The following is an 11,999-nucleotide window of genomic DNA, read 5'->3' on the forward strand; positions in this document are numbered from 1 at the left end:
TGTCAACACCTTTTTTAAATTTTTTTTACTTTTTTGCATGAATTCCTAATGAGCACGGATGTCAAACTCTTTAAACACAATACGTAAGTCTCTTAACACTCTTTGACGCCCTCGGAAACGTTCATTTCTTAAGACGCGTTCTAACTCTTCTCGTTTCTCTTTACTTTGTTTGTTTCTATAATCTCTTAGTGTTTCATGAAAGAGATAATAGTCATCTAGCCACAGACCTCCCTCACTTATACGATGACTGATCTCGCCTACTTCTTCATAAGGTTCTTTATTATATCTTCGTTTGTGGCTCTCTTGTTTACGGATATAGTCTAAAATTCGATTTCGAAACCTGGTTTTGAAATATTTCCTTAAACGAGGGATATCTTCTACAAGCCTTTCTTCTCTACTGATCAATTCATGTAAGCAAATCATTCCCTCTTGGTCCCAGTCCGATAACTCCCACAAATGAAGGTAATATTCATTTCTACACTTGTATACAATTCCTTGGACTTCTTCATACATTTTTTTAAGCATAATTTTCCCCTTTCTAGATACAGTCTAACAGATTCAGAAACACTTTTGGCACATTTCCTCCATTCTGCACCCTTTAACTCCTCAACTGCACAAAAAAGAGAGGACAAGCCTCTCTCAGGGTTATAATTCTGCAATTTGGTTTAGGTTTACTTCTGCAACTGTGTCATTACCAAACATAGAGATAATCATTTTTACTTTGTTATTATCAATTTCTGTAATCTTACCAGTGTAGTCTGCAAAAGCACCATCAATAATACGTACAGTTTGACCAACCTCAACATCGAAATCAAATTCTTGAACAGTTTGTCCCATAGATACCAAAATGTCACGAATTTCTTGTTCCAATAATGGAGTTGGTTTTGATCTGTTCCCGTGTGATCCGACAAATCCTGTAACATTTGGTGTGTTTCTAACAACAAACCAAGCTTCATCTGTCATGACCATTTCTACAAGAACATAACCTGGAAAGCGATTTTCCTCTACTTCTTTTCTCTTTCCATTTTTTTCAACTTGCACTGTTTGTGTTGGAATTTCAACGCGTAGAATATTATCCAACATATTGTAGGTTTGTGCACGTTGTAATAGATTTTCTTTTACCTTATTTTCATAACCAGAATAAGTTTGTAAGACAAACCATCCTTTATCAAAACTATCCATGATATTTCCTTTCATAAATAGAAGATTTCTAGTGTAATTAACTCCACTAACCTTCTAAAAAATGTTAATAAATCGAATCAAACCTGAAACAATCAACTGGTCAAAAATGTAAATAATTACTACAAAGAAAGCTGTGTATTCCATGATAGAACGAAAATCTCTCCAGCTTTCCTTGCGAGTTGGCCATGTTGTGTCTTTAAGAAGTCTAAAAATATCTCCAATAAAACGCATCGCTCTCTCCTATCTCGTTTCTCTGTGTGTAGTGTACTTACCACAATGCTTACAAAATTTATTTACTTCTAGTCGTGTAGGCTTGGGGGTTCCACTAATCTTGATTGAATAGTTTCTCGAACCACAAACCGCACAAGCTAGGCTTGCTTTTTTTAGTGCCATAACGCCTCCATCTTATCTATTATAACAAGAAAGCTAGGCTTTGACAAGCATCTTAGCGAAATAGATTGACTACCGAATCCCATATTGTTTGAGCCTTTTCCTTAATCTTCGCATCCGAGATAGCCCGACTAGCCTCATCTACTAGACTTTGCGCACGTCCTCGAATATCAGACAAATTATCATCTGTCTGGCTATTATCATTGGTTTGTACTTGTCTTTTTGTGTTAGCTGGTGCAATTCCGTTTTTCTTATATGCATTTTCAACTGTGAAGGTACTTCCTGGTGTATAAGGTAAAATGGTATTTGCAATATTCCTAAAGACATGGGCTGCACCGTTTGAAGTAGATCCTGCTAGATAGTGATTTTCATCAGTGATCGGAAAACCAAGCCAATGACTAATCACCACATCCGGAGTATAACCAATCACCCACTGGTCACTTGTGTATTCCGGATTAAAAACAGCTTCGGTTGTACCAGTTTTCCCTGCCATGACATAATCTGCAGGCGATGAACTAATACCGGTTCCGTTGGTGAATGTCCCCAACATCATACTAGTCATCTTGTCAGCTACAGACTTATCAAGCACCCGTTTTTGTGAATTTTTATGGCTAGCAATAACTTGTCCACTAGCATTTTCAATTCTACTAATAAAATGAGCTTCCGGCATTAAACCTTCATTGGCAAAAACAGCATATGCTTGAGCCATTTGAAGTGGGTTGGTTTCGACACCACTTCCCAAGGCAATACCAAGAACACGGTCGACCTTTTCCATGTTGAGTCCAAATTTTTCGCCCGCCTCAAAAGCCTTATCAAGGCCCAAATCATTAACAGTGGCAACAGCAGGTAGATTAAGCGATTCTGCCAAGGCTTGATACATGGGAACTTCTCGACTCGTTTTGATCCCTGCATAGTTATCAACCTTATAGCTGTCATACTGCATGGTATGGTTATCCAAGAGCTTATTCAAAGCCCAGCCTGCTTCAACTGCTGGCGTATAAACAACTAAAGGCTTAATTGTAGAACCAGGGCTACGTTTCGATTGGGTTGCATAGTTGAAATTCCGGAATCCCGTTTTATCATTGCCAGCAACTTGACCGACAACTCCACGAACTCCCCCTGTTTTCGGTTCGAGAGCGACACTTCCTGATTGAGCAAATGTTCCATCCTCTGCCCTCGGAAATAGCACTGTATTTTCATAGACAACCTGCATATTTGCTTGGTAGTTTTGATCCAGCTCTGTGTAAATGCGGTAGCCATTATTGACAATTTCTTCCTCTGTTAGATTATACTTGGAAACAGCTTCATTAACCACCGCATCAAAGTAAGAAGGATAGCGGTAATCTGAGATTTTCCCTTCATACTTATCGTGCAATTGAGAATTCATATCAACTTCTGCAGCTTCGGTTTCTTGGTTTTTATCAATATATCCTGCTGCAACCATATTTTGTAAGACAGTGTCGCGACGATTAGTCGAATCTTGTACGGAATTCAAAGGATTATACAATTCCGGTCCCTTCAGCATCCCTGCCAGAGTCGCAGCTTGATCCAGACTCACTTCTGATGCAGAAACTCCAAAGTATTTCTTACTCGCATCTTCTACACCCCACACACCATTTCCAAAATAGGCATTGTTAAGGTACATGGTTAGGATCTGATCCTTGCTATATTTTTTAGTCAATTCTAAAGCCAAGAAAAATTCTTTCGCTTTTCTCTCAACAGTTTGATCCTGCGACAGATAGGCATTTTTAGCCAGCTGTTGGGTAATAGTAGAGCCACCACCTGAACGACCAGCAGTGACAATAGCCAAGAAGAAACGACCATAGTTAATCCCGTCATTTTTATAGAAGGAACGGTCTTCTGTCGCAATAACGGCATTCTGCAAATTTTTACTGATAGCAGTCAATTCAACGTAGGTTCCCTTTTGACCAGACAAGGCACCAGCCTCCTTTTCTTCACGGTCAAAAATGATAGTCCGAGTTTTCAAGGCGTTTTGCAAATCATTGACATTGGTTGACTTGGCCACAGCAAACAAATAGGTTCCAACTAGCAAGCCTGCACTCAAACCTAGTATAAGGACAATCTTTGTTAGATGATAACGACGCCAAAATTTTCGAATTGGACCTACTTGGGCCAATTTTTTTCGATCACTACGAGAGCGACGTAGGCTAGTAGAATCAGAGTCCTCTAGTTCACTTGTTTCTTTTTTAAAAAGAGAAAGAAATTTCTCGAATAATTTATCTAATTTCATGCGTTTATTTTATCATCTTCATCATAGGAAGACAAGAATTTAGCTATTTCCTATCAAAATAGGGGGTTTTTTGTTACAATATCTGTATGAAATTCACATTTACATTACCAGACTCTCTACCTCAAATGACGGTAAAGCAATTACTTGAGGAACAACTCCTCATCCCTAGAAAAATCCGTCATTTTTTGAGAATCAAGAAACATATTTTGATAAACCAAGAAGAAGTTCACTGGAACGAGATGGTAAGCCCTGGGGATGTTTGCCAGTTGACTTTTGATGAGGAAGATTATCCCAAAAAGGAAATTCCTTGGGGCAACCCAAACCTCGTTCAAGAGGTTTATCAAGATCAACACTTGATTATTGTCAACAAACCAGAGGGGATGAAAACCCACGGTAATCAGCCGAACGAAATCGCCCTTCTTAACCATGTCAGTGCCTATGTTGGCCAAACCTGCTATGTCGTTCATCGTCTGGACATGGAAACCAGTGGTTTAGTTCTCTTTGCCAAAAATCCTTTTATCCTACCTATTCTCAATCGCTTATTGGAGAAAAAAGAGATTTCTAGGGAATATTGGGCACTCGTTGACGGAAATATCAACAGCAAAGAACTTGTTTTCAGAGACAAAATCGGACGTGATCGCCATGACCGCAGAAAGCGAATAGTTGATACAAAAAATGGGCAATATGCTGAAACACATGTAAGCAGATTAAAGCAATTCCAAAACAAGACTTCCTTGGTTCATTGCAAACTAAAGACAGGTCGAACCCATCAAATCCGTGTACACCTTTCGCATCATAACTTCCCTATTTTGGGCGACCCTCTCTATAACAGCAATTCAAAGATAAGTCGGCTTATGCTTCATGCCTTCCGACTTTCCTTTACCCATCCACTTACATTAGAAAAATTAAGCTTCACTGCCCTTTCAGATACTTTCGAAAGAGAAATAAAAAAGAATGGATGATTGTGTCATCCATTTTTCCATATAAGAAAAGCAAGACCAAGAGGCCTTGCTTTTTATCGACTCATGAATTATTTAGCAATTTTTGCGAAGTATTCAAGAGTACGAACAAGTTGTGCAGTGTATGACATTTCGTTGTCGTACCATGATACAACTTTAACCAATTGTTTACCGTCAACGTCAAGAACTTTAGTTTGAGTTGCATCAAACAATGAACCGTAAGACATACCTAGGATATCTGAAGATACGATTGGATCTTCAGTGTATCCGTATGATTCGTTTGAAGCTGCTTTCATAGCTGCGTTCACTTCATCAACAGTAACGTTCTTTTCAAGAACTGCTACCAACTCAGTTACAGAACCTGCTGGAACAGGAACACGTTGAGCAGCTCCGTCCAATTTACCGTTCAATTCTGGGATTACAAGACCGATAGCTTTCGCAGCACCAGTTGAGTTAGGAACGATGTTTACAGCACCAGCGCGAGCACGGCGAAGGTCACCACCACGGTGTGGTCCGTCAAGAATCATTTGGTCACCAGTGTAAGCGTGGATAGTAGTCATCAATCCTTCAACAACACCAAAGTTGTCTTGAAGAGCTTTAGCCATTGGAGCCAAGCAGTTTGTAGTACATGAAGCACCTGAGATAACTGTTTCAGTACCGTCAAGAACGTCGTGGTTAGTGTTGAATACAACTGTTTTAACGTCGTTTCCACCAGGAGCAGTGATAACAACTTTTTTAGCTCCACCAGCGTGCAAGTGTTTTTCAGCAGCTGCTTTCTTAGCAAAGAAACCAGTAGCTTCAAGAACAATTTCTACACCGTCGTTAGCCCAGTCGATTTGTTCTGGATCACGTTCAGCAGAAACTTTGATGAATTTACCGTTAACTTCAAATCCGCCTTCTTTAACTTCAACAGTACCGTCGAAACGACCTTGAGTTGTGTCGTATTTCAACAAGTGTGCAAGCATAACTGGATCTGTAAGGTCGTTGATACGAGTAACTTCAACACCTTCTACATTTTGGATACGACGGAAAGCAAGACGACCGATACGTCCGAAACCGTTAATACCAACTTTAACTACCATTAGTGATTTCCTCCTTATGAAAATCATGAAATTTTTATTGTGAAAAGAGTAACTTGAATCACTACAAATCACCTTTCAACAAACCTATTATATAACTATTTAAGTTTAATTGCAAGTACGGACATTGTTTTTCTATGTTAGTTTCTTTTTAAGGATATAAATCAAGAACTCCCTTACTATTCATATCGTAGCGATTCTACAGGATCCATTTTACTAATTTTACGTGCTGGGAAGTAGGCTGAGACATAACCAAGTAATAGAGCAAAAGCTAGAGTTCCTAAAACAGATAACAAATTTAATTCAAAAACCTTAGTGATGGATGGGTAAAAATGATTTACAACCGCATTCGCCAAACTTCCCACCCCTTGTGCTACCAAAAAGGCCAGTAGCAAGGCGATGCCTACAATCCAGATAGCCTCGTAAATAAAAATTCCTTTGACATCACGATTTTGATAACCAACTGCCTTCATGACACCTATTTCCTTAGAACGTTGCATGATATTGATGTAAATGATGATACCAATCATGACCGCTGCTACCACAATAGCTTGTGATGAAAGTACAATCAACAATCCCTGAATGACACGAATAAAAGTAATCACAATATCAAGAACCTTCTGTTGAGAAAGAACAGTATACTTCTTGTTTTTCTGCAATTCTTCTGTTATCGCTTTTGTTTGTGATGGATCTTTGAGTTCCAAGATAAAATAAGATACAGCTTTTGTAAATCCAGCCTCTTTCAAGATTGCTTCCATTTGATGAGACGGCATGAAACTGTTGCTGTCCTCCAGGTCATCTTCATCATTGATTACACGTACAATCTTTGTTTGAAATTGAGCAGTCTTACTAGCTTCAGCAGCATTTTCTACAATGCTAGCTGAGACTGATTTGCCAATAACATCATTAGCTGTCAGATTTTTTCCTGTCTGTTCATTCCAATTTTTTAGTAAACTGCTTGGAATCGTCAATCCCTGTTCATTTGAATCAGTATAGAGGGAACCAGCTAATACTTTGTCCGCCTCATTACTACTAACAGAAATACTTGTATCCTCATAGAGACTCACTACTTGAGCATAAGAAGGCATCGTTTGACTCAGATCCATTTCTTGCCCATCTATAGTAATATTTGACATAATCATCCCAAAAGGACTCTCCAAATATTTAATAGCTTCTTTTCCAACTGTATCCGTGATATAGTTCTTATCATCTTGGTTCAAAAAGCCTCGTCCAACATTTTTTGTGTTTAAAGCAATCTGAACTTGAGAAGGAATTTGACCTCCATTCGTATTTTCATCAATCATCGAAATCAAGGCATTTCCCAATCCAAAAGAAATCAAGACTCCTACAAAACCGATTGAGGTTGCTAGCGCAATCAATAGGTTACGCCATTTTCTTTCCAGAAAGTTATTTAAAGAAAGTTTGAATTTATTTTTCAATGATAATCCTTTATTTTTTGACTTCTTCAACGACTTCACCATCCTTCATTTTGATAATCACATCTGCATATTCGGCAACCTCTGGATTATGGGTTACAATCAGTACTGTTTTCCCTGTTTGGGCTAATTTTTTAAATACCTCCAATACCATTTCTTGGGATTGAGAGTCCAGCGAACCCGTTGGTTCATCTGCTACAATCATATCAGGCTGATTTACCAAGGCACGCGCGATTGCTACACGTTGCTTTTGCCCGCCAGAAAGCTGTTTAACATTTTTAGTAATAAAAGGCTCCATGCCCAAGTTACTTAATTGCTCCTTTGCAATCATTGTCATCTCCCTGTCAGATAAATCTTTGACATAGAGAGGTAGCTTGACATTGTCCAAGACAGACTGATGAGGAATAAGGTTAAAGTTTTGAAACACAAATCCAATCTTATCTTTACGAAATTGAGTTAGTTCAATCTCTGATAAGTCACGGAGGGATTCCCCTTTAAACTCTAAACCTCCTTCATATTGTCTGTCTAAACCGCTGATGATGTTTAGTAGACTGGTTTTGCCACAGCCTGACGGACCGTAAATCGCTGTAATTTTACCTTTTGCAATCTGCAGGTTAATATTTCTTAGAGCCTGCTCTTGATGTTTACCGTCCAAAGTGTAAAACTTTGAAATATTTTTAATGGATAAAATGGACATTCTTTCCCCCTTATTTAAAACTGTTATCGTCATACATCATAATTATAGAAAAGCCTTCAAGCGACATCAGCACTGATTGCCACTATGAACCTACTGCTTAGAATTTTTTCTCTATTGCCTCGTTTGCTCTGGATGTATAGCAAGTAAAATTTATTGTAACAAAAAAGCGACATTTCCCCAATGACAGAAATGTCACTCCTATAAATCATTTAATAATACCTTTCTAAGTCTTCGCTCCATTCCTTATCTAAACTAACGAGTAACTTCTCATTACCAAACATCCTCGCCATCATTTTTGCTTCTTCATACTTTTGTTTGGCTGTATCATAATCGGTATGAATATAATATTTCCACTCCACCATCAAGACAATCGGTTGCTTTTGGAAATCTCGTGTTTTTTGTCCTATTTTATTTAAGGTCTCGACTGCCCTCTTAAAATAATGAAACAGCCCCATAATTTCTATACAAGCTAAAGAAGCTAACAAGGAATCTCTAAGTAAGTCCAAACAATCGAACTCTATCTTATCAACCTGAGAACTTAGTTTGTCATGAAAACAAAGAATGGTTTCATGCTCAGATTCTTTTATCTCACCCACATTTAAACCATCCATTAACTGACAGTTGAAATACAGTCTCAGTTTCAACAAGTCCTCGGCTTTATATACATCTCTGGATAGTAAATCTTGAAGACCGTCTTCAATCACACCACTTCCGTATAAGGAATTACTAGTCGCTCTCACTGCATCTATAGCTTGAAGACAATCCACTAGCACTTTCTCATCACGGGGCAGGTCATCATAAAAACACTCAAAAATCTCATCAAAATATTCTTCCTTTTGTTCCTGCAACTCCTCGTCTCCATAGTCAGGATGATGTAAAAGAAAGTACTTTAATTCTTGGTAACGCTTGGGTAATTCCTTATAATCTGGCATCAAGACGTAGGACGGAATTTCTAATCGTTCTGCAATATATTCTAGTGTTTTTATCGTCGGGCGAAATTCTCCTTTTTCAATCCGCACCAACTGACGCACTGATAATTCAGACTCATCCCCGCAAAAAACTGGACGACTAAGTCCTTTCTCCTCTCTTAAAAGTCGCACTTTATCCCCTAACTCATTTATCTTGTTCATTTGCCCCTCGCATGATTATTAAAGATTTGATTTTCAAATAAATATATGCGATGATTATACCATTTTTCAAATAGAATTACAAAAAAAGAGACAGGATTTCTCCTGCCTCTAGGCTGATAACAATTATTTACGGCGTCCTGGTCTTTCTTTGTAGCCATAGTAAGAATCTTCGATGATTTCTTGCATATGGTCAACCATTGGAAGACGTGGGTTAGCTGGCGAACATTGATCTTCATAAGCAAGGAAGGCCAATTCACGAGAATGTTCTTTCCATTCTTTTTCATCAATTCCTTGTGCTTTGAAGTTCATTTGGATACCTACGCGCTCACCAAGTTCGTAAACAGCTTTTGCATAAGATTCCACACCTTCTTCTGGAGTAGAAGCTGGAAGGCCAAGCATGCGTGCGATATCTTGGTATTTTTCATCTGCACGGTAGTAGTTATACTTAGGCCATGTTGCTGTCTTAGCTGGACGTGTACCGTTATAGCGGATGACGTATGGAAGCAAGATTGCATTTGTACGACCGTGGATTGTGTGGAATTGCGCACCAATCTTATGAGCCATTGAGTGAGAAATACCTAGAAAGGCATTGGCAAAGGCCATACCAGCGATTGTTGAAGCGTTATGCATTTTCTCACGTGAGTGGAAGTCTGCGTTCTTAACTGAGCTTTCAAGGTTTTCGAATACAAGTTTGATGGCTTGAAGCGCAAGACCGTCAGTGTAGTCGCTAGCCATTTGTGATACGTAAGCTTCAGTCGCGTGGGTCAATACGTCCATACCAGTATCCGCAGCAACAAATCCAGGAACTGTCAATACCAAAGCAGGGTCTACGATTGCCACAGTTGGTGTCAATGAGTAGTCGGCGATTGGGTATTTACGGTTATTTGCTTTATCAGAGATAACGGCAAATGGTGTTACTTCAGATCCTGTACCAGATGTAGTTGGAATCGCGATGAATTTAGTCTTCTTACCAAGCAATGGGAACTTGAAGGCACGTTTACGGATATCCATGAATTTTTGGACAAGGTCACGGAAGTCCACTTCTGGTTGTTCGTAGAAGAGCCACATTACTTTAGCAGCATCCATTGGAGATCCACCACCGAGAGCGATGATTGTATCTGGTTTGAAGGCACGCATAATCTCAGTACCACGGTTTACAGTTGTGATATCTGGATCTGGTTCCACATCAGCAAAGATTTGATAAACAACCTTATTGCGACGAAGATCAAGTTGTTCGATGATACGATCAAGGAAACCAAGTTCTACCATGGCATGGTCAGTAACGATCATGACACGTTCAACGTCACGACATTTTTGAAGGTATTGAATTGAATCACGTTCAAAGTATGTTTTTGAAGGAAGTTTCATCCATTGCATGTTATTTCTCCGTCTTCCGACTTTTTTGATATTCAAGAGGTTAATGGCACTAACGTTATCCCCAACTGAGTTGCGTCCGTAAGAACCACATCCGAGTGTCAATGATGGTAAGAAGGCATTGTAAACGTCCCCGATACCACCGAAAGTAGAAGGTGAGTTACAGATAACACGAATAGCTTTAACAGCTTTACCAAATTCTTTAGTCAATTCTTCGTCAGCCGTATGGATGGCTGCTGAGTGACCAAGACCGTTAAATTCAACCATTTGACGAGCTTTGGCAATACCATCTTCACGGCTTTCAGATTTCAAAACTGCGATAACTGGTGACAATTTTTCACGAGTCAATGGCTCATTTTCACCAACTTCTTTACATTCTGCAGCCAAAATGTTTGTTCCTTCTGGAACTGTAAATCCTGCTTGTTCTGCAATCCAAGTTGCTGGTTTACCAACGATGTCAGCGTTCAATTTTGCACCAGCACAGTTTTTACTATTTGCTTTCACGCCGAAGCAGAATTCTTCAAGAAGTGCTTTTTCTTTTTTGTTTACAAAGTAAGTGTGGTAAGATTTGAACTCTGCTACAAATTCGTCGTAAATTTCTTTATCAATGATAACCGCTTGTTCAGATGCACAGACCATACCGTTATCAAATGATTTAGACATAACAATATCGTGTGCCGCTTGGCGGATGTTAGCTGATTTTTCAACATAAGCTGGAACGTTTCCGGCACCTACCCCAAGAGCTGGTTTACCGCATGAGTATGCGGCTTTAACCATAGCATTACCACCTGTTGCAAGGATTGTTGCAATACCTTCGTGATTCATAAGGGCACTAGTTGCTTCCATAGATGGTTCAGTGATCCACTGTACACAGTTTTCAGGAGCACCAGCTGCGATAGCTGCATCGCGGACGATACGAGCTGCGTGAGCTGATGATTCTTGAGCTGATGGGTGGAAGGCAAAGACGATTGGGTTACGTGTCTTCAATGAAATCAATGATTTGAAGATTGCTGTTGATGTTGGGTTTGTTGTAGGAGTGATACCACAGACAACACCAACTGGTTCAGCAATAAGAGTCAAACCTGTTACATCGTCTTCTTCGATAACGCCAACTGTCTTAGTGTGGCGCATGTTGTTTACTACGTGTTCACAAGCAAACAAGTTCTTAGTTGCTTTATCTTCAAATACACCACGTCCTGTTTCTTCAAAGGCATGTAAAGCCAATTCTCCGTGGGCATCCAAAGCTGCTACTGATGCTTTGGCAACGATGTAGTCAACCTGCTCTTGATCCAACTTACGCATTTCTTCAAGAGCAACTAAAGCTTTTTGCACCAAGCCATCGACATGCTTTTCAGCAGCGAGTTTCTTTTCCTCTGGTGTCACAGTTTTTTTATCAGCCATATTTTCCTCCATAGCTTTCAAGGATTAAATCCTTTGTTAATTTTTTCACAAGTTTATTATAACGCATTATTTCAACTTTGTAAACAGTTTCATAAACATT

At 39.2% G+C, this 11,999-nt stretch carries 11 protein-coding genes; 1 reads left to right on the top strand and 10 read right to left on the bottom strand.

Annotation, left to right across the window (positions count from 1 at the left end):
* Nucleotides 1–45: 45 nt before the first annotated feature.
* The 5 genes from HT697_RS04300 to pbp2a all read right to left on the bottom strand — a co-directional run bounded on the left by HT697_RS04300 (nucleotide 46) and on the right by pbp2a (nucleotide 3,823).
* Nucleotides 46–525: a sigma-70 family RNA polymerase sigma factor gene (locus tag HT697_RS04300; protein WP_173262303.1), complete on the bottom strand. Its 480-nt coding sequence runs from the start codon at nucleotides 523–525 to the stop codon at nucleotides 46–48.
* Between the two features lie 120 nt (nucleotides 526–645).
* Nucleotides 646–1,182, bottom strand: a complete 537-nt coding sequence (gene nusG, locus HT697_RS04305; RefSeq protein ID WP_000376739.1) for a transcription termination/antitermination protein NusG — start codon at nucleotides 1,180–1,182, stop codon at nucleotides 646–648.
* 54 nt (nucleotides 1,183–1,236) lie between these two features.
* Nucleotides 1,237–1,413: a preprotein translocase subunit SecE gene (gene secE / locus HT697_RS04310; RefSeq protein ID WP_001210991.1), complete on the bottom strand. Its 177-nt coding sequence runs from the start codon at nucleotides 1,411–1,413 to the stop codon at nucleotides 1,237–1,239.
* A 9-nt stretch (nucleotides 1,414–1,422) separates the two neighbouring features.
* Nucleotides 1,423–1,575, bottom strand: a complete 153-nt coding sequence (gene rpmG, locus HT697_RS04315) for a 50S ribosomal protein L33 (RefSeq protein WP_014017356.1) — start codon at nucleotides 1,573–1,575, stop codon at nucleotides 1,423–1,425.
* Between the two features lie 52 nt (nucleotides 1,576–1,627).
* A complete protein-coding gene (gene pbp2a, locus HT697_RS04320) occupies nucleotides 1,628–3,823 on the bottom strand; it encodes a penicillin-binding protein PBP2A (protein WP_173220050.1) in 2,196 nt (731 codons plus the stop codon).
* An 86-nt stretch (nucleotides 3,824–3,909) separates the two neighbouring features.
* On the opposite strand from pbp2a, the gene HT697_RS04325 reads away from it, so the two are divergent.
* Entirely contained in the window at nucleotides 3,910–4,785 is an 876-nt protein-coding gene (locus HT697_RS04325) for an RluA family pseudouridine synthase (protein ID WP_240147149.1), read from the top strand.
* Nucleotides 4,786–4,853: 68 nt separating this feature from the next.
* On the opposite strand, the gene gap is transcribed toward HT697_RS04325, so the two are convergent.
* The 5 genes from gap to adhE form a co-directional block, all read right to left on the bottom strand.
* Nucleotides 4,854–5,864, bottom strand: coding sequence for a type I glyceraldehyde-3-phosphate dehydrogenase (gap, locus tag HT697_RS04330; RefSeq protein ID WP_000260662.1), 1,011 nt, complete (start codon nucleotides 5,862–5,864; stop codon nucleotides 4,854–4,856).
* Between the two features lie 176 nt (nucleotides 5,865–6,040).
* On the bottom strand, nucleotides 6,041–7,342 hold the full coding sequence (locus HT697_RS04335; protein WP_173220053.1) for an ABC transporter permease: 1,302 nt from the start codon (nucleotides 7,340–7,342) through the stop codon (nucleotides 6,041–6,043).
* A complete protein-coding gene (locus tag HT697_RS04340) occupies nucleotides 7,311–7,994 on the bottom strand; it encodes an ABC transporter ATP-binding protein (protein ID WP_173220056.1) in 684 nt (227 codons plus the stop codon). The genes HT697_RS04335 and HT697_RS04340 overlap by 32 nt, the downstream gene beginning before the upstream one ends.
* A gap of 209 nt (nucleotides 7,995–8,203) precedes the next feature.
* Nucleotides 8,204–9,124 (bottom strand): XRE family transcriptional regulator, encoded by a 921-nt coding sequence (locus HT697_RS04345; RefSeq protein ID WP_023945661.1) that lies wholly within the window; start codon nucleotides 9,122–9,124, stop codon nucleotides 8,204–8,206.
* Between the two features lie 123 nt (nucleotides 9,125–9,247).
* The gene (gene adhE, locus HT697_RS04350) at nucleotides 9,248–11,899 is read right to left on the bottom strand and encodes a bifunctional acetaldehyde-CoA/alcohol dehydrogenase (protein WP_061440006.1); all 2,652 of its coding nucleotides are present in this window, start codon (nucleotides 11,897–11,899) and stop codon (nucleotides 9,248–9,250) included.
* Nucleotides 11,900–11,999: the final 100 nt, after the last annotated feature.

Source organism: Streptococcus sp. 1621 (assembly GCF_013276615.1).
Lineage (GTDB): Bacteria > Bacillota > Bacilli > Lactobacillales > Streptococcaceae > Streptococcus.